Source organism: Holdemania massiliensis AP2 (assembly GCF_000327285.1).
In the GTDB taxonomy this organism is placed as follows: Bacteria; Bacillota_I; Bacilli_A; order Erysipelotrichales; family Erysipelotrichaceae; genus Holdemania; species Holdemania massiliensis.
This window is the reverse complement of record NZ_HE998567.1, coordinates 1614760-1637819: the sequence shown is the minus strand read 5'-3', so window position 1 is coordinate 1637819 and position 23060 is coordinate 1614760. Positions and strand designations below refer to the sequence as shown.

Annotated in this window: 22 protein-coding genes; 19 read left to right on the top strand and 3 right to left on the bottom strand. The window is 47.2% G+C overall.

The features are described 5' to 3' along the window. Positions 1-171: 171 nt before the first annotated feature. From iolD to BN162_RS07670, 7 genes are all read left to right on the top strand, one after another. Positions 172-2097, top strand: a complete 1926-nt coding sequence (gene iolD, locus BN162_RS07700; protein WP_020224498.1) for a 3D-(3,5/4)-trihydroxycyclohexane-1,2-dione acylhydrolase (decyclizing) — start codon at positions 172-174, stop codon at positions 2095-2097. 1 nt (position 2098) lies between these two features. Continuing rightward, positions 2099-2995: a myo-inosose-2 dehydratase gene (gene iolE / locus BN162_RS07695; RefSeq protein WP_020224497.1), complete on the top strand. Its 897-nt coding sequence runs from the start codon at positions 2099-2101 to the stop codon at positions 2993-2995. Between the two features lie 15 nt (positions 2996-3010). Then, entirely contained in the window at positions 3011-4051 is a 1041-nt protein-coding gene (gene iolG / locus BN162_RS07690; protein WP_020224496.1) for an inositol 2-dehydrogenase, read from the top strand. Next, positions 4038-5474 (top strand): aldehyde dehydrogenase family protein, encoded by a 1437-nt coding sequence (locus tag BN162_RS07685; RefSeq protein WP_020224495.1) that lies wholly within the window; start codon positions 4038-4040, stop codon positions 5472-5474. Before iolG ends, BN162_RS07685 begins: the two co-directional genes overlap by 14 nt. 11 nt (positions 5475-5485) lie before the next feature. Next, on the top strand, positions 5486-6541 hold the full coding sequence (locus tag BN162_RS07680) for a transaldolase family protein (RefSeq protein ID WP_020224494.1): 1056 nt from the start codon (positions 5486-5488) through the stop codon (positions 6539-6541). 12 nt (positions 6542-6553) lie between these two features. Continuing rightward, positions 6554-7645, top strand: a complete 1092-nt coding sequence (locus BN162_RS07675) for an ABC transporter ATP-binding protein (RefSeq protein ID WP_020224493.1) — start codon at positions 6554-6556, stop codon at positions 7643-7645. A gap of 364 nt (positions 7646-8009) precedes the next feature. Beyond that, on the top strand, positions 8010-9188 hold the full coding sequence (locus BN162_RS07670; protein WP_020224492.1) for a metal-dependent hydrolase family protein: 1179 nt from the start codon (positions 8010-8012) through the stop codon (positions 9186-9188). Between the two features lie 224 nt (positions 9189-9412). Here BN162_RS07670 and BN162_RS07665 read toward each other — a convergent pair whose 3' ends face one another. Then, positions 9413-10288, bottom strand: a complete 876-nt coding sequence (locus BN162_RS07665) for a LysR family transcriptional regulator (RefSeq protein WP_020224491.1) — start codon at positions 10286-10288, stop codon at positions 9413-9415. Positions 10289-10408: 120 nt separating this feature from the next. Here BN162_RS07665 and BN162_RS07660 point away from each other — a divergent pair, with 120 nt between their 5' ends. From BN162_RS07660 to BN162_RS07630, 7 genes are all read left to right on the top strand, one after another. Further along, positions 10409-12394: an FAD-binding protein gene (locus BN162_RS07660; protein ID WP_020224490.1), complete on the top strand. Its 1986-nt coding sequence runs from the start codon at positions 10409-10411 to the stop codon at positions 12392-12394. A 209-nt stretch (positions 12395-12603) separates the two neighbouring features. Further along, entirely contained in the window at positions 12604-12849 is a 246-nt protein-coding gene (locus BN162_RS07655; protein ID WP_020224489.1) for a DUF6061 family protein, read from the top strand. A gap of 196 nt (positions 12850-13045) precedes the next feature. Beyond that, positions 13046-15238 (top strand): hypothetical protein, encoded by a 2193-nt coding sequence (locus tag BN162_RS17835; RefSeq protein ID WP_020224488.1) that lies wholly within the window; start codon positions 13046-13048, stop codon positions 15236-15238. Next, the gene (locus BN162_RS07645) at positions 15228-15584 is read left to right on the top strand and encodes a plasmid mobilization protein (RefSeq protein WP_020224487.1); all 357 of its coding nucleotides are present in this window, start codon (positions 15228-15230) and stop codon (positions 15582-15584) included. Before BN162_RS17835 ends, BN162_RS07645 begins: the two co-directional genes overlap by 11 nt. A gap of 333 nt (positions 15585-15917) precedes the next feature. Beyond that, positions 15918-17042 carry a hypothetical protein gene (locus BN162_RS07640; protein ID WP_020224486.1) on the top strand — a complete coding sequence of 375 codons (1125 nt, stop codon included), beginning with the start codon at positions 15918-15920 and terminating at the stop codon, positions 17040-17042. 20 nt (positions 17043-17062) lie between these two features. Next, positions 17063-17326 (top strand): hypothetical protein, encoded by a 264-nt coding sequence (locus tag BN162_RS07635; RefSeq protein ID WP_020224485.1) that lies wholly within the window; start codon positions 17063-17065, stop codon positions 17324-17326. A gap of 125 nt (positions 17327-17451) precedes the next feature. Beyond that, positions 17452-19191 (top strand): recombinase family protein, encoded by a 1740-nt coding sequence (locus BN162_RS07630; protein WP_020224484.1) that lies wholly within the window; start codon positions 17452-17454, stop codon positions 19189-19191. Positions 19192-19268: 77 nt separating this feature from the next. Here BN162_RS07630 and BN162_RS07625 read toward each other — a convergent pair whose 3' ends face one another. Together BN162_RS07625 and BN162_RS07620 are read right to left on the bottom strand one after the other, a co-directional pair. Then, positions 19269-19469 (bottom strand): type II toxin-antitoxin system antitoxin, encoded by a 201-nt coding sequence (locus BN162_RS07625; protein ID WP_020224483.1) that lies wholly within the window; start codon positions 19467-19469, stop codon positions 19269-19271. Continuing rightward, a complete protein-coding gene (locus BN162_RS07620) occupies positions 19469-20479 on the bottom strand; it encodes an SPFH domain-containing protein (protein WP_020224482.1) in 1011 nt (336 codons plus the stop codon). The genes BN162_RS07625 and BN162_RS07620 overlap by 1 nt, the downstream gene beginning before the upstream one ends. 584 nt (positions 20480-21063) lie before the next feature. Here BN162_RS07620 and BN162_RS07615 point away from each other — a divergent pair. The 5 genes from BN162_RS07615 (at position 21064) to BN162_RS07600 (ending at position 22915) form a co-directional block, all read left to right on the top strand. Continuing rightward, positions 21064-21414, top strand: coding sequence for a hypothetical protein (locus tag BN162_RS07615; protein WP_020224481.1), 351 nt, complete (start codon positions 21064-21066; stop codon positions 21412-21414). Next, on the top strand, positions 21414-21623 hold the full coding sequence (locus tag BN162_RS07610) for a hypothetical protein (protein WP_020224480.1): 210 nt from the start codon (positions 21414-21416) through the stop codon (positions 21621-21623). Before BN162_RS07615 ends, BN162_RS07610 begins: the two co-directional genes overlap by 1 nt. Positions 21624-21686: 63 nt before the next feature. Next, complete coding sequence (locus BN162_RS07605) at positions 21687-21926, top strand: hypothetical protein (protein WP_020224479.1); 240 nt, start codon at positions 21687-21689, stop codon at positions 21924-21926. Positions 21927-22136: 210 nt separating this feature from the next. Next, a complete protein-coding gene (locus tag BN162_RS18880; protein ID WP_208854742.1) occupies positions 22137-22403 on the top strand; it encodes a hypothetical protein in 267 nt (88 codons plus the stop codon). Then, positions 22400-22915, top strand: a complete 516-nt coding sequence (locus tag BN162_RS07600) for a hypothetical protein (protein ID WP_208854741.1) — start codon at positions 22400-22402, stop codon at positions 22913-22915. The genes BN162_RS18880 and BN162_RS07600 overlap by 4 nt, the downstream gene beginning before the upstream one ends. The last annotated feature ends 145 nt before the right edge of the window (positions 22916-23060 follow it).

The following is a 23060-nucleotide window of genomic DNA, read 5'->3' as shown; positions in this document are numbered from 1 at the left end:
CTTCATTATCCTCGACTTTGTTTTCATTATAAGAAATGAGGTCAGAGGAATCAAGCGCCGGTGCGGCTTCGCTTTAAAAAGTCCAGTAAACATAGGGGACTTTCAGAGGCGAATGGGATCGGCACCCGAAACAACAAGAAAGTACGGACGGAGCAATCGGGAGGGTAAGGAATGAAAACAGTGCATTGTACAACGGCGCAGGCGCTGGTTCGGTTTCTGGATCAGCAGTATGTCAGCCTGGATGGAAAAGAAAGTAAGTTTGTGGAAGGGGTCAGCGTGATCTTCGGTCATGGAATCGTGTTGGGATTAGGCGAAGCGCTGCTTCATGAAGATCATGGATTGAAGGTATTCCAGGGACGCAACGAACAGGGGATGGCGCATACGGCGCTCGGCTTTGCGAAGCAGCATCAGCGGCGCAAGATCATCGCCGTAGCCTCCTCCGTCGGTCCGGGGGCCGCCAACATGGTGACGGCGGCGGCGACCGCCACGGCCAATCATCTGCCGCTGCTGCTATTGCCGGGGGATACCTTCGCGACCCGTCAGCCTGACCCGGTGCTGCAGCAGATTGAGCAGCCGTATGATCTGTCCTTGACGACCAACGATGCCTTCCGTCCGGTCAGCCGTTATTTTGATCGCATTCTGCGGCCGGAGATGCTGATGAGCGCGATGATCAACGCAATGCGGGTGCTGAGTGATCCGCAGGGAACCGGCGCGGTCACGATCGCCCTGCCGCAGGACGTGCAGGGGGAAGCTTGGGATTTCCCGGAAAGCTTTTTTAAGAAACGAATTCATACGCTGATCCGTACGCTTCCCGACAGCGAGATGCTGCACAAAGCAGCCTATCAGATTCTGGATTCCCGCCATCCGCTGTTAATTGTCGGCGGCGGCTGCCGTTACAGCGAGGCCGGGGCAAGGATCCGCGAATTCTGCAATGAGTTCAAGCTGCCGATGGCGGAAACGCAGGCCGGCAAATCCACCGTGACCTCGGATTTCTTTTATAATCTGGGCGGAATCGGGGTTACCGGCAATCTCGCAGCCAACCGCTATGTTCGGGATTGTGATCTGATTCTGGGGTTGGGTACGCGGCTGACGGATTTTACGACCGGGTCTAAAGAGCTGTTTTCCCAAGCCAAGCTGATTCAAATCAATCTGTCGGATTTTCACGGCTTAAAAATGGACGCGCTGCCGATCAAGGCCGACGTCAAGGTGGCTTTGGAGCAGCTGGCTCAGATTCTGCGTCAGCATCACTATCATCATGAAAATGATATCGGCATCAGCAAGGTAAAACGGCAATGGAATGAGGAAGTCGCCCGTTTTACCCGTGTGCGGCATTCCGAGCAAGTGCAGCCGGAAATCAAAAACGATTACGCAAAGCAGCTGCAGGAATATCAGCGGATGACGGCGTCCTGTCTGTCGCAGACCGCCGCGATCAAATTGATCAATGAGAAAATTGCGCCTTCTTCGTTAATCGTCGCTGCCAGCGGTTCGCTGCCGGGTGATCTGCAGCGGATGTGGATCAGCCGCAGTGAAAACAGCTACAACGTGGAATATGGATATTCATGCATGGGCTTTGAAATTGCGGCCGCCTTGGGCGCTAAACTGGCACAGCCGCAGCGTGAGGTGTACGCGATGGTCGGGGACGCGGCCTTTCTGATGATGCATGGCGAGCTGGTGACGTCGCTGCAGGAAAATGCCAAGATCACGGTCTGCCTGTTCGATAATATGAGCAACGGCTGCATCAGCAATCTGCAGATGTCCAACGGTCTGGAGAGTTTCTGTACGGATTTCCGCTACCGCGGTCTGCAGAGCGGAAAGCTTGACGGCAGCTATATCCCGATTGACTATGCGGCTGTGGCCCGCGGTTACGGCTGTGAAGCGTGGACGGTGCGTAGTGAGAAAGAGCTGGAAGAGGCGCTCGTCAAAGCGGCGCGCGCTAAGCACAGCGTCCTGATTGACATCAAGGTGCTGCCTAAAACGATGAGTGACGGTTATGATGCCTGGTGGAACGTCGGTCTGGCTTCGGTCAGTCCGTTTGAGAAGGTGGAGGAAGCCTACCAGCAGCTGCAGAGTCAGCGCGAAAAGGCAAGGAGATATTAAGATGAAGCTGAATCATGTGAAAATCGGCATTGCGCCGATTGCCTGGACCAACGACGACATGCCTGATTTAGGCAGGGAAAACACATTTGAACAATGTATCAGTGAAATGGCGCTGGCCGGCTATGCGGGCTGCGAGATCGGAAACCAATATCCCCGCGATCCGGAAGTGTTGGAAAAAGCACTGAAGCTGCGCGGGTTACAGATCTGCAACGCCTGGTTTTCCACCTATTTCACCCGCGGTCAGAAAGCGGAAACAATCGCGAAATTTATTGAACATCGCGATTTCCTGCATGCGTTAGGAGCCAAAGTCATCGGGATCAGCGAGCAGGGCAACAGCATTCAGGGTACGACATTGCCGATCTTCGACGCCAAGCCGGTCTATACCCAAGCCCAATGGCAGGCTGTGATCGAAGGCTTTGAAGAGCTTGCGGCATTGGCGGCGGAAAAGGGCATGAAGCTGGGCGTCCATCATCACATGGGCACCGGCGTCCAGACCGAAGCCGAAATCGATTATTTAATGGAACACACCTCAAATCAGGTTGGCCTGCTTTACGACTGCGGTCATCTCTATTATTCCGAAGGAACGCAGGAAGCGGTGATGCGTGTTTTGGAAAAACATATCAACCGGGTAGTTCACGTTCATCTTAAGGACGTCCGGCCGGCAATCTTGGAAAAAGTGCGCTGCGAGAAGCTCAGTTTTCTGGAAGGTGTGCGGACTGGAAGCTTTACCGTACCCTCGGACGGCGTGATCAGCTTTGAACCGATCTTTGCCTGTCTGGCGCAGCATCAGTATGAAGGCTGGATGGTCGTGGAAGCGGAACAGGATCCGGCCAAAGCCAATCCATTGGAATACGCCATCAAGGCCCGGACATTTATCCGGGAAAAGACTGGCTGTTAAAAGGAGGAATGAAAAATGTTGAACATTGGAATTATCGGCTTCGGCCGGATCGGCAAAGTTCATGCCCGCAGCATTCAGACGCGGGTTGAGGACGCCTGCGTTCTGCGGGTCTGCGATCCGTTTATGAATCCTGAAATGGAAGCCGAAGCCCGAAAATTAGGAATCATGGAATGCGGCAGAGATACGGAGGAACTGATCCAGGATCCTCGTCTGGATGCCGTTTTGATCTGCAGCTCAACCCATACCCATGCGGCATTGTCCATGGAAGCCGCCAAGGCCGGAAAACATATTTTCTGTGAGAAACCCATCGACCCGGATCCCAAGCGAATCGTTGAGGTCATCACAGCTGTGAAACAGGCCGGCGTTCATTTTCAGGTAGGCTTCAACCGCCGCTTTGATCATAATTTCAAAGCGCTGCGTCAGGCTGTGGAACAGGGGCGGATCGGTGACCCCCATTTCATCACCGTCGTTTCCCGCGATCCTGAAGCCCCCAGCTTAGATTATGTTAAGGTTTCAGGCGGAATGTTGATGGATATGACGATTCATGATTTCGATATGGTTCGCTATTTGTCCGGCAGTGAGGTCACCGAGGTGTACGCCGCCGGCGCGGCGCTGGTCAATCCGCGGATTCAGGAGCTTGGGGATATCGACAGCGCTCAGATTACGCTGCGGTTTGAAAACGGAGCGATCGGCTGCATCAGCAACAGCCGCCGGGCAGCTTACGGATATGACCAGCGGGCGGAAGTCTTTGGCAGCAAGGGCAGCGCCGCGACGCAGAATGATACGGCCAGCACGCTGATTCTCAGCGATGAACAGGGAATCCAATCGGAAAAGCCGCTGTATTTCTTTCTGGAACGCTACATGCAGTCCTTTGCCGAGGAGATTATCAGCTTCACGCAGGCCATTCAGGAAAACAAACCGACCGCTGTCGGCGGAGCCGACGGCCTGATCCCGGTGCTGATGGCGAAGGCGGCAGAGAAATCCATGCGTGAGCATCGTCCGGTAACGATTGCGGAAATCAAGCAGGAAGAAGGCATCGAAGATGTGGAAAGTTGATAATCAAATCGGCAGCGAAACGCTGCATAACCCCGCTGCTGTTCATCCGATTACCAGCCCGCTAAACGGTCAGGTGATCGGTGAGGTCAGCTATGCCGATTCAGCGATGATCGATAAGGCCGTGGCCAAAGCCCGGACAGCCCAAAAGCAATGGGCGCAGTTGACCTATAAGAAACGCACCGAAGTGTTGTTTGCGATGCGTCAGCAGCTGCTGGATCATGAAGCAGAACTGGCGCAGATCATCACGCAGGAAAACGGCAAATCGTTAGCCGAATCGCACGCCGCCCTCGCCAAGGCTGTGGAGCTGTGTGAATTTGCGGTGAGCATCCCTGCCGTGATCGCGGGCAGGACCGAATTTGTCAGTAGTGGAATTGAAGTCAAGGAAATGACCTTTCCTGTTGGCGTTCTCGCCTGCATTACTCCGTTTAATTTTCCGCTGATGGTGCCGATGTGGACGATTCCCAATGCCTTGGTCTGCGGCAACGCGGTCATTCTGAAACCGAGTGAAGCCACGCCGATCACCGCGATGAAAATCGCGGAATTGTTTGCCAAGGCGGGGCTGCCGGACGGTCTGCTTTCCGTTGTCCATGGCGAAAAGGAAGTCGTGGAAGCGCTGTGCGATCATCCGGGGATCGACGCCCTGACCTTTGTCGGTTCGACACCGGTTGCCAAACTGGTTTACAAACGGGCAACAGCCAGCTTGAAACGCTGTCTGGCCATGGGCGGAGCTAAAAATCATATCCTGGTGACCGAGGAAGTCGACCCGCAGATCGTGGCGAAAGAGATTACTTCCGCCGCTTACGGCATGAGCGGCCAGCGCTGCATGGCAGCTTCGGTGGTGCTGGCGATCGGTCACTGCGACGCTGTCATTGATCAGATCATCACACTGTCGAAAGAAATGGTTGCTGGGCGGGATTGTCCGCCGCTGATTTCCCAAAAGGCCGTGGACAAGGTATGTCAATATCTTGAGAAAACACCGGGCAGCATTGTTGTCGATGGTCGAAAAGCCCAAATAGAAGGGGATCCTAACGGCTATTATATCGGTCCGAGCGTCATTCTGTATGACGATTTCGAGGTTATGCCAAAGGAAGAAGTATTCGGGCCCACTCTGGAAATCATCAAAGCCGCAACGCTGGAAGAGGCGATTGCTTATCAGAATCGTTCGCCGTACGGCAATGGGGCTTCGATTTTTACGGATACCGGACTTTACGCTCAGAAAGCGGTGCTGGGATTATCCAGCGGCATGCTGGGAGTCAACATCGGCGTTCCGGTTCCGCGCGATCCGTTTTCCTTCGGCGGCTTGAAAGGCTCTAAGTTTGGATATGGCGATATTACCGGCTATGGTTCGCTGCCGTTTTTGACAACGACGCGCAAGGTCACGACGAAATGGAATCCCAAGGATAAAAAGGACTGGCTGAGTTAGGAGGACGGCGAATGAATAAATTATATGAAACCGTCACGCAGTTTCCGCAGACCGAAGTCTGGAACGACTCCTGCAGCTGCGCGGAACTGCAGTACGCGATCGACAACGGTGCCAGCGGCGCGACCACAAATCCAGTCATCGTCGGCAATGTCCTGAAGAAAGAACTGCCGCAATGGGAAGAAACGATCAAAACGATCATCGCCGATCATCCGGCTTATACCGAAGATGAAGTCGCTTGGGATGTGATCAAAGCCCTGGGCGCCAAGGCCAGCAAGCTCTTACTGCCACTGTTTGAAGCCAGTCAGGGTCAGAAAGGCCGGATTTCCTTTCAGACCAACGCCAAGTTCTACCGCAGCAAAGACAAGATGGTTGAACAGGCCTGCGAGTTAGCGGCAGTCGTACCCAACTCCCAAATCAAAGCTCCGACATCCAAAGCCGGTGTTGAAGCATTCGAGGAATTAACCTATCGCGGCATCAGCATCAACGCGACGGTTTCCTTCACCTGCGCCCAGGCGATTGCGGTGGCGGAAGCGGTTGAGCGCGGATTAGCCCGGCGCGAAGCCGAAGGCCTGCCGACAGCTGAAATGCATCCGGTCTGCACGATCATGGCCGGCCGGACCGACGACTACTTAAAAGCCTGGGTGAAGCAGCATGACGTGCTGATCAGCGCTGAGGCGTTGGATTGGGCCGGAGTTGCGGTCGTCAAGAATGCTTACCGCTTATATCAAGAACGCGGCTACCGCACCAAGCTGTTAGTGGCAGCCTTCCGCAATCAGCATCATTGGGAAGAATTCATCGGCGGGGATATCGTGCTGACGATCACCAGCGACTGGCAGCGCAAGTACAACGGCAGCGATGTGGAAATCAAAAACAACATCGACACGCCGGTGGAACCCAAGCTGATGGAGGAATTAATGAAGCTGGATGAATTCAAGAAAGCTTATTTGGAAGACGGACTGAAACCAGAAGAATTTGAGCATTACGGAGCATTCTTAGCGACAATGAACCAGTTTTTGGGCGGCTATGACGATTTAGTCAGGCTGATCCGCAGCTACATGATGAAATAAGGAGGAAGCGACATGGCCACGGTCAGTTTAAGAAATATTAATAAGATCTATGACAATAAGGTTCAGGCAGTGTTTGATTTCAATTTGGACGTTGAAGATAAAGAGTTTATCGTCTTTGTCGGCCCTTCAGGCTGCGGTAAATCCACAACCCTGCGCATGATTGCCGGCTTGGAAGAAATCACTTCCGGCGAATTGGTGATCGACGGCAAGACGATGAACGATGTGATGCCGAAGGATCGCGATATCGCCATGGTATTCCAATCCTACGCCTTGTATCCGCACATGAGCGTCTATGATAATATGGCCTTCGGACTAAAGCTGAAGAAAATGCCGAAGGAAGAAATCGACAAACGTGTCAAGGAAGCGGCGAAGATTCTGGAAATTGAAGAATATCTCAAACGCAAACCCAAGGCACTTTCCGGCGGCCAGCGGCAGCGGGTTGCCCTGGGGCGGGCAATCGTGCGCAATGCCAAGGTTTTCCTGATGGATGAACCGCTGTCCAATCTGGATGCCAAGCTGCGTGTGCAGATGCGTTCGGAGATCATCAAGCTGCATGAGAAGCTGGGGGCAACGACGATCTACGTCACACATGATCAGACCGAAGCCATGACGATGGCCAGCCGGATTGTCGTCATGAAGGACGGTTATATCCAGCAGATCGGTACGCCGAAGGAAATTTACAATCATCCAGTCAATATGTTTGTTGCGAGCTTTGTCGGCTCTCCGGCGATGAACTTCATTCCCGGTAAGATTGAAAAAGGCGCTTTCTGTACGGGAAATTATCGTGTTCAGCTGCCGATGATGTATGCAAAGGCTTTGCAGGAAGCAGAGGGACGGGACGTGGTGTTCGGCATCCGTCCGGAAGATCTGCATTGTGAAGGAATTGTCGCGGAAACTTATCCATCCTCCAGTTTTGATTTTGAGGTGGATGTCTGCGAGCTGTTGGGCCATGAATTGATTCTGCACGGGGCTTTGGAAGGCTGTCCGCTTGTGGCCAAAGTTTCTGCCCGGACGGAGGCAGATCCTCATTCCCATCTTTCCATGGCGATGGACCTTTCCAAAATCCATCTCTTTGATCAGGCAACGGAAAAAGCGATTTTTTAAACAGAGGCCTAACAGCCTCTTTTTTCACCTCAAGGTGAATTAAAATGTAGAATAGTTCAGCAATAGTTTAGCGTTCAGGTATTCGAAAACTTATACGATTGTTTTAGTCTATATGGATTTTTATGACATGTTGTTATTAAATTCATACACAGCAATTAAATATCTGTGTGCAATTTTAATAATAAAAGTCTTCTGTTATGCGTTCAAGCGTTAATCAGTTTTATTGGTTTACAATATGCTATTGTTAAGGCAATGTCATTCTAATTGCACTCAGACTATAAATCAATGAAAAAACTTTCAAGTTGTCTGAAAGAGAAAATGCGTTATAATGAAAGTTAAGAAAAAGAATGAGGTGGAGTAGAAAATGAAAAAATTTTGGATTCATGCAGGAACATTCATTGATGGTACTGGAGCAGAGCCGAAAAAGAACCAGGCAGTCTGCATCGAAGATGGACGCGTCGTCAAGATCGAAGACTTCCATGGCAAAAACGATGAGGAATGGGTAGACCTGAGTGATAAAACGGTCATGCCGGGTATGATTAACTGTCATGTGCACAGTTTGTCTGCCGTGGGGATCAGCGATGAGGAAGAAGAGTCGCTGACAACCATGGAAAAGGCCTGGTGGGGAATGAAGAATGCCCGTGATTATATTGACAGTGGTGTAACGTTTGTCCGTTCACTGGGATCTGAAAAGTATTATGATTTAGAAATTAAGAAATGTATCGAAGAAGGGAAGATCGTTGGACCGCACATGTACTGTGCCGGCAGAGTGATTACGATGACCGGCGGTCATGGCTGGAAGAGCGGTCTGGAATCAGACGGTGTGGATGAATGCCGCAAGCATGCCCGTGAACTGCTGAAGCAGGGTGTCGATCTAATCAAGATCATGGCAACCGGCGGGGTTATGACCAAAGGCGTGGAACCGGGCAGCGCTCAGCTGACGATGGAAGAAATGAAAGCTGCAATTGATGAAGCGCATAAAGCCGACCGCAAAACAGCGACGCATGCGCAGGGAACCCAGGGAATTAAAAACGCGTTGCATGCCGGGATTGATTCCATTGAACATGGCATTTTCCTGGATGACGAATGCATTGACTGGATGGTTGAGCATGGTACGTATCTGGTTCCGACGCTGGCCGCGCCGCGCTGCATTCTGGATGCCGGTGTTGAAAAAGGGATGAAGGATTATGTGCTGCGCAAAGCAAACATGGTCGTGGATGCGCATATCGAAAGCTTCAAAAAAGCTTATGCCAAAGGGGTAAAGATTGCGATGGGTACGGATGCCGGTACGCCGTACAACTTCCATAATAATTCCGCATTTGAGCTGGAACTGATGGTCGCTAACGGTATGAAGCCGATGGATGCCATCGTAGCTTCCACCCGCAACGGTGCTGACTGCATCGGGGTGCTGAAGGATTACGGAACGATTGAAGCCGGAAAAGTAGCGGATATCATTGCGATTGAGGGCGATCCGTTAGCTGATATTTCCTGTGTCCGTAAGGTCTGTGTAGTCTTTAAGTCTGGTGAAAAGCTGAAAGGCTAAGCCATTTAGTCCTATTGAATAATGAATAGAAGAAAGCCGCGTAAGCCACGCGGTTTTTCTATATTTAAGTACATTTCAGATCATCAAGATTGGCTAAAACTAAAATATCGGAAAAAATAGGAAATATGCCAAGCATGCAGGAAAAAGCAATTTTGATTACTCGTAAAAAATGACATTATAGCGAATAGAACGAATGATTATTGGAATACCGATTTTTGGCTTAATCAAAGATGAAGCGTTTCCGTTTCCTTAATTCGGCGAACAAAGTCCATGAATTCCCGAACAGCGCTGTTGGGTTCTTGTTCATAATGAAAGCCATAAGCCAACGAGTAATTCCAGGCGCAGGGAAGGGTGATTAAGTCAGGATGGATGTCTTTCCAGCACAGCGGTGTCTGAAGTAAGTCCTGATGAACGATACACCGGCTGAAGACGGATAAATCATACCGTTTTACCTCAACGACCCGAATTCCCTGGGTCTTGGCTTCCTGCTGCAGGCGATCCAGCTCCTCTGACATTTTTGAACGGATCGTTACCAGCGTGTAAGGCCGCATGTCCTCAAAGGTCAAACAGGATTTATTGGCCAATGGGTGATTCCGCGCAACGGCACAGGCAATGGGAACCTGAAATAAAGGAAGAAACTGGCGGTCCAGCTGCCAGGCTTCACCATCATAAATCCCTTCCAAGAGATCAGCCTTATACGCCTCTTTATTAAGCGAAAGATCAAGAATCTCAACGTCAATCTGATCGTTAACCGCTTTTTGAAAACGTGCCCACAACGGATAAAAGACCCGGCATTTCATCAATAAGCTGGTACCGACCGTGATTTTCCGCTGCCCGCGGCGATGAAGCGTTATCAAATTTTCTTCAATTTCACGGCAGGTCTGAAGCAGGGAGCCGGCCTGCTGAAACAGATATTCACCCGCCGGGGTCAGCTGAGTTCCATGGCGTGTACGAATGAATAAGCTGACCTGCAGCTCTTTTTCCAGATTGTTGATTTGCTGAATTACAGCGCTGGGCGTAATATACAGCTTCTCCGCGGCTTTGGAAAAACTGCCGTTTTCCGCAACCTGAATAAACGTATTTAATTGAGGGTTCAGCATGGAGTTCCTCCATTCTTATTGTTATAAGGAATGCCTTATAACAATGATAAGAAATTCAGACTTCTTTTGCAAGAGCTTATGTGAAATAATGAGCATATTGAAACAAGGGAGGAAAGAAAGATGAGTTCAAAAAGCATTACCCGCCGGGATTTCCTGAAAGGTGCAGCAGCCGGTGCCTTAGGCTTAGCGGCCGTTAGTCTGACCGGCTGTGCCAACGATGCACCCTCAGCGGCCAAAGGAATCTATACGCCAGGAACCTATTCCGCAGTCGTCAAAGGCTATTCCAGCTATATGACAGTAGAGCTGACATTCAGTGCGGATAAGATTACCGATTGTGCGATCGCAGCTTCAGGAGAAACTGAATCAATCGGCAAGGCGGCCGCAGACGAATTAGCCAAGCTGATTGTTGAGAAGCAGTCAGCCGATGTGGAAACCGCAGCGACAGCCGACATTACCATTCCAGCGTTGAAGAAAGCAGTCAACAACTGTATTGCCCAGGCTCAGGGATTGGCTGAGGCTTTAATTGAAAGCAGTGGTGCAGACTCTGAGGACTGGTTAGGCGAAGCTCCACAGATTGCGGATTCGCAGATTGCTTCGACCCACGATACCGATCTGTTGATTATCGGCGCCGGCAATGGCGGGATGATGGCTGCTGCAACCGCTGCGGATGCCAAAATGAATTTCATGATTTGCGAACAAAATGAAACGCTGGGGGATACACGTCACTGGATCGGGGCGCTGGATACTGAAGCTATGAAAAAAGCCGGCGTCACCGTCCAGAAGGATCGCCTTCTGAATGAGATTGCCCGTTATGCTTCCTACAAATGCGACATGGAAGTCATTAAAATGTGGATGAACAACAGCGCTGAAATGATCAGCTACCTGGAAAGTCTGGGTTTGACAGCGTCGGTTAATATTGCACATGACAACCATGTCGGCGGCAACAATATGGAATATTACGTTCCTTCGATCTGGCATACAGTCAACGCTCCGGAGGGCAGTGAATTTGCAGCTTCGATGGGCTGCGAACGCAATGGCTTTCTGGAAAAGCATATTCAGGATTTAGGCTATGAAGTCAATTATTCCATGACCTTGGTTCGGCTGGTACAGGATGCTGACGGAAAAGTATCCGGCGCGATCTTCACGGATGCCAGCGGAGCTTATGTAAAAATCAATGCGAAGAATGTAATTTTGGCAACCGGCGGTTATCCGGGCAATCCGAAGATGATCAAAGCGTTGGCGCCGATTGTTAATGAGTGCGTTACAGCGAACAGCTACTATGGTCCGGATACCGGAATGGGAATTCGTGCCGGCATTTGGGCCGGTGCTAAGATGGATACGACAGATGCGCCGATGATTTTTGACCGCGGTCTGGTCGCTCCGGGCGTTAAAGCGGGCTATGTCGATGATGGTCAGGGAAATCTTGCTTTCCCAGGTACGGTTTATCAGTTTAATCCAGGTACCCAGCCGCATCTGAAAGTGAATAAAGAGGGCTTCCGTTTTGCCAACGAATCCTGTCCGTATGATTTCCTGAACCATGCGGCTTCCCTGCAGACGGATGGTGTTTATGCGGCGATCATGGATGCGAACGTCACAGAGGCGATTCTGGCTTATGATCAATATGGCTGTGCACAGATCTCGGTCAATATCGCACAGGGCAACGGCATCATCCCGATGCTGGAAAGCTATGTTGAACAGGGCTTGATCTTTAAAGCCGATACGATTGAAGAATTGGCAGAAAAACTGGGTATTCCTGCTGAAAATCTGACGGCAACCGTAGAGCGCTACAATGAGCTGTGCGCCAAAGGCGTCGATGAGGATTTCGGAAAAGAAGCTTATCGGATGCGGCCGGTCAATACAGCGCCGTATTATGGCTGTTTCTTAGGCGGCAGCCTGCTGACAACCTGCGACGGTCTGCGGATTAATCCGAAATGTCAGGTCTATGATACGCATCATCAAGTGATTGAGGGTCTTTATTCAATCGGCGATTGTTCCGGCAGCTTCTTTGCGGGCAACTATCCGGAATACTTTGTCGGAGTTGCGGTTGGTCGGACGATGACCCAGGGCCGCGTCGCTGTTAAAACAATTTTAGGCGAGGATCTCTGATTCATAAAATCCATTATTCGATTATAAGAAGGATAGAAAAAAGCAGCGTGGTTAGATGGGTGCTCGTAAGACAGTAATTCTAAAAAATTACTATTTTACGGCATCTGTCTGACAGGGTTGGAAACAACAACGAAAAGAACGATGTCGAGTCGCATGACCGGCATCGTTCTATTTTGCAACAAAATATTAGAATTACGGAGGTATTTACCATGAAACACCTGTTATCTTGTGAATTTAACCTTGATACTGCTTGTGTAGAGCTTTGCTTTTCAGACGGCAGCATGGTTTCTATCGACACTATCGCTGTGGAAAGTGAGGTAGTGAATAATATGTATCAACAGTCGGAACTCGACTATCTGATCTATAATGACCCTGCTGCATATGCTGATTTAATCCTTAACGGCGATCCTGCTGTCTACCTCAAGACAGTTACGGAATACCAAAACCTTGATTGATTTTTGATGACGAACAAGAGCTGCCCTGCCATTCAGCGGGGCAGCTCTTGTTTTGACATGGATGTGTTCATAAATAAGTTGTGCTTTAGTGCGATAAATTCGGGAATAAGCGTTGAAAAAGAGAACCTTATCCTATATAATAATGTGTGTACACACAAAGCAGAAGCTATACTGACTGAGATGCGAGAATTATAGTATGAAGCAGGATAAAACCAAAAACGAATTTTTTGAAAAAGTAAAATCCATATCTCAAAATGCTACAACAGCAGTAATTGATATGGCTTCCGATATTGTAGAGAACACTCGTGATATGGCTACTTCCACCGTTGATAAGGTCAATGCGGCGATAGAAGAAAAGAAAGCGGCTTCCGAAAAGGATCGGAGGGATAAGTTCGATACGGCAATTCTTCCACTGGAGGGAACTGAAGCAGAGGTCTTTATTCGTGCTCTTGGTGATTCACCCTTAAAACTTACAGATAACAAAACCAAGCAGATAAAGAACGTATTTCCTATTCCTCGTGAGCAAAACATTTTATGGGCAGATGCGGAATTTGACCTCAGACCGAGTGGAATTGTTGCTACCGACAAAGGGCTTTTCATCAGGACAAATGTCAGTATGCTTGATGGGAAAATTGGTACCAGCAATTTTGAGCTTGACAGTTTTGAGAGCGAAGAAGAACGGCAGGCGTATTTACAGCATAAATCTCAATATCATAGTGGAAAAGCTGTTTTGCTGTTTTATAGCTGGAGCGATTTTGACGCAAGCTGGTTTGCCGGCAAATCTGAAATTGAGAATAAGGCTTTATTAGTAGAGCCGCAGTGTTCCCATCGATTCGTTGAGCTATGCAGAACTTTTTCCGCACAAATTACAGCTGAAAACAGAATGTCCATTGATATAGATGAACTGCCAGTCAATCTTGATGAACAGGTCATCAAAACCAGTATTGCGGCTGGTGCGGCAGTTGAATCTTCGCAGATTGCTATTTTCGCAGAACATAAAGCCAGTATCAATACGCCCGCAGGACATGGTGAGATGGCAGAAGAAGCCATCAATATGTTGGATAGGCTACATGGCTTCGATGCAAAAGTAATAGGTCGTGACAATGCTAAGGATGGCGCAGATCGACAGGTTGGCGATATTTTCATACAGACAAAATACTATAATTCAGCCAGAGGCTCTTTGGAGGCTTGCTTTAGTCCTGAAACTGGGCAGTATCGGTATATAAAAGACGGAAAACCGATGCAGCTCGAAGTACCGAAAGACCAATATCAAAAGGTTCTTGATGGCTTCCGCAGAAAAATCGAAAAAGGAAAAGTCCCTGGGGTCACAGACCCAAACGAAGCGGCGAATATTGTTCGCAAAGGTAGACTGACTTACCAGCAGGCGGTCAATCTAACAAAACCCGGCACAATAGAATCACTATCGTATGATGCTTTTACAGGAGCAGTAACTTGTTCCTGTGCATTGGGGATTACTTTTGTTGTCACCGTCTTTTTGACTTGGAGAAAGACCGGCGATATTAAGCAAGCAATTCAAGCGGGTGCTTCTGCCGGATTGCAAGTGTTCGGAATATCTTTTGTCCAACACATGCTTGTTTCCCAGATAGCGAGAACAGGATTAGCCAATTCTTTGTTAGCACCGAGCCAGTATATTGTCGGCAAATTAGGGTATCAAGCATCCGCTACGATTGTAAATGGTATTCGTGCACTTTCAGGAAAAAGCGCAATATACGGAGCTGCTGCCTCAAAACATATTGCGAAAATATTGAGAAGCAATGTATTGACCTCTGTTCTTTCTTTTGCGGTGTTTTCAATTCCCGAAACATATAATGTTGCCGCTCGAAAAATATCCGGTGCTCAATATGCAAAGAACATGAGCGTACTTGCCGGATCTATTGCTGCTGGTGCCGGAGGTGCCATTGCTGCCGGTGTTGTTGCGGCAAAAGTTGCAGGCGCTGCAGGCACTGCTGTTGCTCCTGGTGTCGGCACAGTGGTTGGCATTGCTGGTGGTTTTGTCGGTGGCGCAGTTGGGGCAAAAGTAGTAAAGACTACTGGGGACATTTTATACGAAGATGATGTAGAAACACTTGGTAGACTGTTTAACGCCTATGTATCCTGTTTGATTGGCGAGTACTTACTGGATGAAGCAGAAATCGATTGTTTAATTTCTCGTCTCAATGAGATTAAGCAAAAAGAGTTTAAGCTCTTGTTTGAAAACCTTGAAAAAGCAAATGAACAAGAATGTGTTGTGAGAGATTTTTTGAATCCACACTTTGAGGCAGTTATCACTCAACGGACACAGTTTATGCTACCGTCACCCGATTGTGTTATTGAGGCGATGGCTGAACTTGTAGAAGAAGATATTGAGGTGCCGACCGATGGCAGATAAGCGAAAACCACCAATCCGTCAACGCCCAATACAGGTCAAGTTTTTTGTAGACGAAAAAGAGCTTGACCTGATAAAACAGAAAATGGCACAGATGGGAACAGAGAACATGAGTGCCTATCTCCGCAAAATGGCAATCGACGGGTATGTTGTAAATTTGGATATGCCCGAACTCCGTCAGTTGACTTCCAAAATGAAACGAATATCCAACAGCGAAAACCAGATTGCCAAACAACTTAACACAACGGGTAACATCTACGAAGCGGACATTGAAGAAATCAAAAAGAATCAGGAAGAAATTTACGAAGGTATTAAAAAAATTCTGCTTTCTCTTTCCCATCTGAAATGATGTCAGCTCCGCAGGAGCGTAGCCGATTTTGAAAAAATCGTCAAAGGGTTTGGGATGCTTCCCAACAAGCTTTTGCAAAAATCAGCTTCGCTGAAATTTGCAAAACGAACGATGTGTGTACACACGTGCACTGCTTGCAAAGTTTGTTTTGACCTTTTGTAAGCAAATTGAAGATTTTCATTTTCCACTAAATCGGCAACGCTATATTTTGTAAAACATCGCAGTGTGCAGCTACACCTGCTGCGGTTCTCTATTTGAGAGTTTTCCAAGATGGCAAGTGCTATTTTTCAACTATGAGTTTATATTTTTGCCAAATAAATAAGGAGCGATTTTATGATCCTGGACATATCAAATTCTGAATTTAAAAATCTTTTTGAAGATAAAAAATTGTTTTTACCAATTCGCTGGGATGGTTATGATTTTCTGCATACCTTAAATGGCTTGTTTGATTACTACATTAAGAAATTAGACCTCTTGCCCGATGATGGACATGATATCCGTGTTGATACCAAAGTAGTGAAAAGAGCTTGTGGTCTTTTATCTAAAGCTGTTAGTCATTACTTAAACGGATTTCCGTCCAAAGCATACAGTTCTTTTGAAAGATCCATGAACATATTTATGGACAGGCCCCTAAGAATATATCAAAAAAGTGTTACTGAACAATTTGAGGATAGGGGGAATTATCGAAACAACGATGATAGCTTAAAACTGTTTCGTGTTACTTCTGTCAGTGACAATAGACCTTATGGAAGAGAACGTGTGTTTCATACGCCGTATAATCTTCGCTCTAAAGTTTCTACATGCAGGTATAGTATTGCTGGATATCCAAGTCTGTATTTAGGAACTTCTCTCGACTTATGCTGTGAAGAAATACACCTTAACCCTCATCAAGATTTTGCTCTGGCATCTATCTTCAAACTTGAACGGACAGTAGAATATTCTAATACAAACATTCAAGTTATTGAGTTGGGCGTTAAACCACAAGATTTTTTAAACATCGAACGTTACAACGAAAGACATGAGAGAAGAATCAATAATTCATTGTTAGAAAATTCAAGTGTTCGTGCAGCATACTTGCTTTGGTACCCCTTAATTGCAGCTTGCTCATATATAAGAGTTAGTAAGAAAGATCCTTTTGCAGCAGAATATATTATCCCTCAACTATTAATGCAATGGGTTAGATGTGAAATTGGTTCTCAACCAGGCATAGAAGATGAGTATAACCAACTGATTGGTATACGCTATTTTTCTTGTGCATCACAAAAAGCATCTGAAATGGGATTCAATTATGTTTTTCCAACAAGCGGAAAACAAAAATCTCCCGATTTGCCGTATTGTTCGGTTTTGGCAAAGTCGTTTTACTTAAGCAGTCCAGTATATGTTCACGAGTTTGAACATCTCTATGAATGTGAACAGTGTCTTAGAAAAAAGGGAGATTTTGATTTTATCGGAAGTTGAAACAAGGGAGGTTCGACCGGATGGATGAGAAACGAAAAGAGGAAGAAACTCGTGAACTTACTCCTGAAGAAATAGACGATATGATTCTTGAGGAACAGATTACGAGTGGAGAGTATGACGAGGAAGTTTCCGAATACTACTTCTCCAATCCCGACCCGTATGCCAAGGTCGAGTCTCGCCCCGATGATGCACCAAAGCGAGACATCAAGTTTGATGAGAACGGTAACATTGTTGTAAGAAATCTGTCTGCCTTTTGGCTGCCCGAATTGACAATCGTGGATTAAATCGGCGGCGCAGAATATACCGTTACAGGCAGCTATGAGGGCACGGAAACTCTTGATAAAAAGCTGGGACGCATTATGGAGCAGAACGCTGCCGATGATGAATCTGATATCACGGAGGATGGCGAATGAATAGCGACACCTCTCTTGATATAAACAACCATTCCAATCCTGTACAGACAGTTGCCCAACCAAAGGAGGATAACAAAATGTTAAGGGCAACCGACAAAATCACAGCACTTTATTGCAGATTGTCCGTAGAGGACACCAAGGATGAGAAGAAAAACGGCAAAGAGGATTTGTCAAATTCCATCCAAAATCAAAAGGCCATGTTGCTTCAATACGCACGAGAGCACCGCTTCCCCCACCCGACATTTTTCATCGATGACGGCTACAGCGGTGTGACCTATGATCGTCCGGGATTTCAGAAAATGCTTGATGAAATTGAAGCCGGTCATGTGGGTGCAGTCATTACGAAAGACCTATCAAGGCTTGGGCGAAACTCCGCTTTGACGGGACTGTATATCAACTATACTTTCCCTCAGAACGATGTCCGCTACATCGCCATCAACGACCACTTTGACAGCATCAACCCCAACAGCACCGACAGTGACATTGCCGGTATTAAAAACTGGTTCAACGAATTTTTCGCCAAAGATACAAGCCGAAAAATTCGTGCGGTGCAAAAAGCAAAGGGTGAGCGTGGTGAAAGATTGACTGTCCATGTGCCGTATGGCTACATGAAAAATCCCGAAAATCCAAAGGAATGGATTATTGACGAGGAAGCTGCACAGGTGGTCAAGAAGATTTTCACGCTCTGCATGAATGGGCGTGGACCGAGCCAAATTGCAGACCAGCTTGAAAAGGACAAGATACTCACACCTACCGCATACAAAAACAAGCAAGGCGTGAAAACACCGCACACCGAGCCGGAGAACCCTTACCGCTGGCACGAAAGCACCATTGTCAATATTCTTGAACGAAAAGAGTACATTGGCGCAACGGTCAATTTCAAGACCTACACCAATTCCATTTGGGACAAAAAGCAGCGGGAAAATCCCGAAGAAAATCGAGTGATTTTCTACAACACCCATCCTGCCATTATCGAGCAGGAAGTCTTTGACAAGGTGCAGGAGATTCGTCAGCAGCGACACAGGCGAACGGCAACAGGCAAGAGCAGTCCGTTTTCGGGATTGGTGTTCTGTGCTGATTGCAAGCAGAAGCTCTACTATTCCACCACCAAATACTTTGAAAAGCGACAGGACTTTTTTATCTGTTCCACTCACCGTGTCAACAAGGACAAGTGCAGTGGACACTACATTCGTGCCGTAGTTTTGGAGGATTTGGTCTGGAATCACATGAAAGAGGTTATCTCGTATGTGACCCGATATGAAGCACATTTCAGGGTGGAAATGGAGCAAAAACTCCGTCTGCAAAGCGAGGAAACTATAAGGGTATATAAAAAGCGTCTGGCACAGGCAGAAAAGCGTATAGGGGAACTTGACTGCCTGTTTATCAAAATCTACGAGGACAACGCCAAGGGCAAGCTGAACGATGATCGCTTTGCCATGATGAGCAAGACCTACGAGGATGAGCAGGCGCAGCTCAAAGTTGAAATCGTAAATCTGCAAAAAGAGATTGAAGTACAGGAACGACAGATAGAAGACCTTGAACAGTTTATTCAGCGGGCACGCAGATACACCGACCTCACAGAACTTACGCCATATGCTCTCAGAGAGCTTGTAAAGGCGGTTTATGTGGAGGCACCGGACAAGTCCAGCGGTAAACGCAAACAGAGGGTCCATATCGAATATGACCTTGTTGGCTATATTCTCGTGGATGAACTGATAAAAGCGGAACAGGCATGACCGAAATCATGCCTGTTCCAAGAAATTCACATATTACTGTTTTACGACCACCGAGCATTATGCATGCGGCTTTTTTCTCATAGATCCAGTTTAATCCCTTCATCTAATTTTTCCGGCCGGGGGGAGCCGTTTTTCTTACGCTGTTTGACACATTCGGTCAACAGGTATTCAATCTGTCCGTTCAAGGATCGGAAATCATCTTCTGCCCAGGATGCAATCTCAGCGTAAAGCTTGCTGGAAATACGCAGCGGCACTTGTTTCTTTTCCTGATCGGCCACTAATATAAGCTTCCTGAATTCACAATGGGCTGAGCATCTTTATTTCCGCATAAGACGACGAGCAGATTGGATACCATGGCGGCCTTTCGTTCTTCATCCAGCTCAACCATGCCCCCTTCGTTCAGTTTGTTCAGTGCCATTTCGACCATACCCACAGCACCGTCGACGATCATCTTGCGGGCATCAATAATCGCGGATGCCTGCTGCCGCTGAAGCATAACGGCGGCAATTTCCGGAGCATAGGCCAGGTAGGTGATCCGGGCTTCGATAATATCTAGTCCGGCTTCCTGTACGCGGGATTGAATTTCATCGCGAATCCGTGCCGCCACGATTTCACTGGAACCGCGCAATGAACCTTCATCCGGTTCGCCATCGCCGGTCGTATCGACATTCTGCGCAACATCATACGGATAGACCCGGACGATATCCCGCAGCGCCGCGTCGCACTGCAGCGACAGGAATTCCTTGTAGTTATCGACGGCGAAGGCTGCCTTAGCCGTGTCATGAACACGCCAGATAACGGCAATGCCGATTTCGATCGGATTGCCCAGGCAGTCGTTGATCTTCTGCTTGTTGTTGTTCAGCGTCATGACTTTCAGCGAGATCTTCTTGGTCGGCGTCACTTGATTCTGAGCGCCGTTGGAAGTAACGATCGCCCGTTCTGAGGAATTGACGTCGCCGCTTTGCCGTAATGTTGTCCGGCTGGCAGGATTAACCGCGGATACAAACGGATTGACATAATAAATGCCTTCCTCTTTCAGTGTGCCGATATATTTGCCAAACAATGTCAGCACCAGCGCTTCCTGAGGCTTTAGAACTTTGACGCCCATAAATGGAATCCAGCCCAGGATTATCCACACTAATCCGATGGCAATCAAAACATTGCCGAAAGCATGGTTATCCACAATTGAAATGCCGCCGATCAAGGCAACGATCGCCAGCACATAGGCTGCAAGCAGCAGGATCAGGGGCATCAGACCTTTCTTTGCTTTTAAAATTTTTTCTTCCATCTTGGTATTCCTCCTCTTGATGATATCATTTTGATATCATTTCAATTTCTTGTCAAGTGTTTTCGATAGGATAAAGGATTGATAACTCTTCAACGCGTAAAATTCTTACATTGATGAGAGCCATCCGGATCCTGAGAATCACCAAAATGACCAGTTCGTAAAATGTAAGATGTGGGTAAAATACGCATAAATTTCTAAGCAGAAATGCACTATAAAGCGGTAATGGAAAAATCGCGCCGTTGTTTTCGACATAATAATTGCTTATCTTGAGGACATGACAAACTTTTCAAGCGACTTTTTGTTTTAATAAAGAAGTTATTCCGTACGAAAGCTTACCAGATTCAATACGCATTCCGTTCACAGAACAATTAAAAAAAGCAAATCCCGAAGTAAGAAAAATCCTTAAAGAGTATTGTACAAAGACTGATTATCGATTAGGATTAAATAGAAGCCGGAGAATCCGCGTATTAAATGTAATTGAATTAAGCGATAATGTAAAACCTGCAACTCTAGCGCATGAATTGTTTCATTTAATCGATAATGATAGAGGCGTTACCCAAACATTTAATTTCAGATCGTTACTAATGGAGGATTATAAAGAGTTAAAGCTACAAGCTAGCAAATATAAAATCAGTATTAAAGAATTTTTAGTTGTTAGACATCCTTATGCGTTTGAAGCGAATGGAAAAATAATAGCGAAGTATGGTGGCATTTCGGATATAATATCTGGAGTAACACAAGGTAAAGTGAAACTAGGGTATGGCTATCCGATAGAATATTGGGACTCAAGCAAAAATAGATTAAGTTCGGAAGCATGGGCTGACTTTGGAAGCATAGGATTTATGAATGATCAGGAAGTAATTGGCATGTTAAATGATATCTTTCCAAGATTTACGCAAGACGCCTATAAAATACTGAAAGGGTTGAACACTTAATGGGTGAATGGAACGGAAAAAGGACAAAATATCTTGATAAAATATCGGATAAGCATTTTGAACTCTTCGGCTTTTTACCGGATGGTAATTTCCAGTTCGATCCCAATTTTTTAGATTATGACCTGTATGTTGAGCTGATTGAGGTTGCGATTAAGTATAAAATCCCCATTTGGGATATTTTAGGCGAGGAGTATTTGTTAGACACATAACGCTGAGGCGAGAGAGGTTGCCAGCATAGTCGCTCGATCTACGGCGAAGGAGGGCAATACGCAATGAGATATGATCTAAATCCACCTTATCTTGGATTGGTTGCTGAAATTCCCACGCGAAGACCCGTATATGTTTTGTTGACAGATGAGGATGATCAAAGAAATGAAGACATTAAGGCCTACTGCTTAGATGTTTATAAAAAAAGCGATAACTACAATCCTGATATACCTCCGGTTTTTCTTACGAAGGAAGAAGCGAAGCGCATAAATATAAAAGACCTGATAAGAAGATATGATAACTAATTAAGCACCTTAGTGGTTTTTTTATTATGGCTACACACTGCTCGGGCATGAACTGGGCGGGGTAATGCAATAAATAGGACTGCCTTGGCACAGACTCGGCGGGCCGGGAAGGACGATAAACCATGAATTTATTGAAACGACTACCACTCAACATTCAGCTGTTTGCAGATGGGGGGACGCCGTTGTTGCGTCCATGAAAAAATAGGAGGAGTGAACAATTATGTCTATTTAGAATTTTATCCCTACCATTTTGAGTGCCCGTTTGCTGAACCACTTGGACAAAAGCCATGTTTATTTAAATCTGCTCAACCGGGATTACGAAGTGAAATCAAAAACTTTGGTGATACAGTCAAGATTAACCAGGTTGGTAATGTGTCGATTAAAGACTACACCAAGGGCACGGATATCGATGCACCGGAAGACATCACCGGCGAACAGCCGGAGTTGAAGATTGACCAGGCGAAGTATTTTCGATGAACGATGTTGTTGACGCCTTTGCGGCAAACTTGCTGGCAATCAATGTGCATGCCGATAACGCGATCGGAACCAACGATGTGCCAATCGTTCCAACCAAGGCTGATGCCTACGATTACCTGGTCGATCTGAACACAAAGCTGACGGAAGCCAACGTTGTCAAGATGGGACGCTGGGTTGTTATTCCAGCCTTTTACCATGGTCTGCTGCTGAAGGATGACCGCTTTGTCGGCAATGGCACGGATTATAATCAGGCGATCCTGGAAGGTGGCGAGGTTGGTAAGTCTGCTGGATTCACGGTTTATGTATCGAATAACGTTCCGAACACTGAAGGAGCGAAGTACAAGGTTATTGCGGGTACTACAGAAGCCGACTCTTATGCGGCACAGATCCTGAACACGGAAGCCTACCGCCCAGAAAAGCGCTTTTCGGATGCCGTTAAGGGTCTGCATACTTATGGTGCGAAAGTGCTGCAGAGCAAGTGCATTGCGGTCTTAACCTGCAACAAAGCATAAGCAGAGAAAGGAGAGTTACTATGGCTTTTATCTACAAACATTTTTCTTTTAAGGCGAGAAGGAAGTAGAAGTTTTCTTTAAAATTGCCAAGGCAAAAAAGAAAGGGGTACTAGTTCCCTTCTAAATCAGAAATAGGAGCAATATG

Bases quoted from the DNA above. Each gene is read 5' to 3' on its own strand.
- iolD (WP_020224498.1), top strand. From the start codon at position 172: ATGAAAACAGTGCATTGTACAACGGCGCAGGCGCTGGTTCGGTTTCTG.
- iolE (WP_020224497.1), top strand. From the start codon at position 2,099: ATGAAGCTGAATCATGTGAAAATCGGCATTGCGCCGATTGCCTGGACC.
- iolG (WP_020224496.1), top strand. From the start codon at position 3,011: ATGTTGAACATTGGAATTATCGGCTTCGGCCGGATCGGCAAAGTTCAT.
- BN162_RS07685 (WP_020224495.1), top strand. From the start codon at position 4,038: ATGTGGAAAGTTGATAATCAAATCGGCAGCGAAACGCTGCATAACCCC.
- BN162_RS07680 (WP_020224494.1), top strand. From the start codon at position 5,486: ATGAATAAATTATATGAAACCGTCACGCAGTTTCCGCAGACCGAAGTC.
- BN162_RS07675 (WP_020224493.1), top strand. From the start codon at position 6,554: ATGGCCACGGTCAGTTTAAGAAATATTAATAAGATCTATGACAATAAG.
- BN162_RS07670 (WP_020224492.1), top strand. From the start codon at position 8,010: ATGAAAAAATTTTGGATTCATGCAGGAACATTCATTGATGGTACTGGA.
- BN162_RS07665 (WP_020224491.1), bottom strand. From the start codon at position 10,288: ATGCTGAACCCTCAATTAAATACGTTTATTCAGGTTGCGGAAAACGGC.
- BN162_RS07660 (WP_020224490.1), top strand. From the start codon at position 10,409: ATGAGTTCAAAAAGCATTACCCGCCGGGATTTCCTGAAAGGTGCAGCA.
- BN162_RS07655 (WP_020224489.1), top strand. From the start codon at position 12,604: ATGAAACACCTGTTATCTTGTGAATTTAACCTTGATACTGCTTGTGTA.
- BN162_RS17835 (WP_020224488.1), top strand. From the start codon at position 13,046: ATGAAGCAGGATAAAACCAAAAACGAATTTTTTGAAAAAGTAAAATCC.
- BN162_RS07645 (WP_020224487.1), top strand. From the start codon at position 15,228: ATGGCAGATAAGCGAAAACCACCAATCCGTCAACGCCCAATACAGGTC.
- BN162_RS07640 (WP_020224486.1), top strand. From the start codon at position 15,918: ATGATCCTGGACATATCAAATTCTGAATTTAAAAATCTTTTTGAAGAT.
- BN162_RS07635 (WP_020224485.1), top strand. From the start codon at position 17,063: ATGGATGAGAAACGAAAAGAGGAAGAAACTCGTGAACTTACTCCTGAA.
- BN162_RS07630 (WP_020224484.1), top strand. From the start codon at position 17,452: ATGAATAGCGACACCTCTCTTGATATAAACAACCATTCCAATCCTGTA.
- BN162_RS07620 (WP_020224482.1), bottom strand. From the start codon at position 20,479: ATGGAAGAAAAAATTTTAAAAGCAAAGAAAGGTCTGATGCCCCTGATC.
- BN162_RS07615 (WP_020224481.1), top strand. From the start codon at position 21,064: ATGGAGGATTATAAAGAGTTAAAGCTACAAGCTAGCAAATATAAAATC.
- BN162_RS07610 (WP_020224480.1), top strand. From the start codon at position 21,414: ATGGGTGAATGGAACGGAAAAAGGACAAAATATCTTGATAAAATATCG.
- BN162_RS07605 (WP_020224479.1), top strand. From the start codon at position 21,687: ATGAGATATGATCTAAATCCACCTTATCTTGGATTGGTTGCTGAAATT.
- BN162_RS07600 (WP_208854741.1), top strand. From the start codon at position 22,400: ATGAACGATGTTGTTGACGCCTTTGCGGCAAACTTGCTGGCAATCAAT.